Source organism: Gluconobacter sp. Gdi (assembly GCF_014132155.1).
Classification (GTDB): Bacteria; Pseudomonadota; Alphaproteobacteria; order Acetobacterales; family Acetobacteraceae; genus Gluconobacter.
The window spans coordinates 1-324 of sequence record NZ_BLJQ01000080.1 but is presented as its reverse complement, the minus strand read 5'-3'; the positions used below and the strand labels follow the sequence as shown (position 1 = coordinate 324).

1 protein-coding gene is annotated in these 324 nt (G+C 61.4%); it reads left to right on the top strand.

Going from position 1 to position 324, the window contains the following annotated elements:
- Positions 1–324: phage tail tube protein (locus JN414_RS16565; RefSeq protein ID WP_237390147.1), on the top strand; the 324-nt coding region annotated here is incomplete at both ends.

Genomic DNA, 324 nt, shown 5'->3' with positions numbered 1-324 from the left:
CTGACCGCAGATGTGAATTTCCGGGACGAACGCCGTCTGGAGACGACGCCAGCCTCTGAGGTCAAGCCAGCCGCGCCGGCCTTTGTCATCGATCCTGTCGCCGGCTGGGGCAATCTGTGGATTGATGGCGTTCTGCTGGACGCGCGGGTGCGCCAGTTCCAGCTGACGCTTTCTCGTGACGGATCAGGCCAGGATTATGCCATGGGTCAACTGGCCGCAGCTGGTCAGCGTGCGGGCAGTTTCATGGCGGCTGGCCAGATCCAGCTCTTTTTCCGGGACTTCACGCAATACCAGCAGTTCGAAAGCAGCTGGCAAGGGCTGATC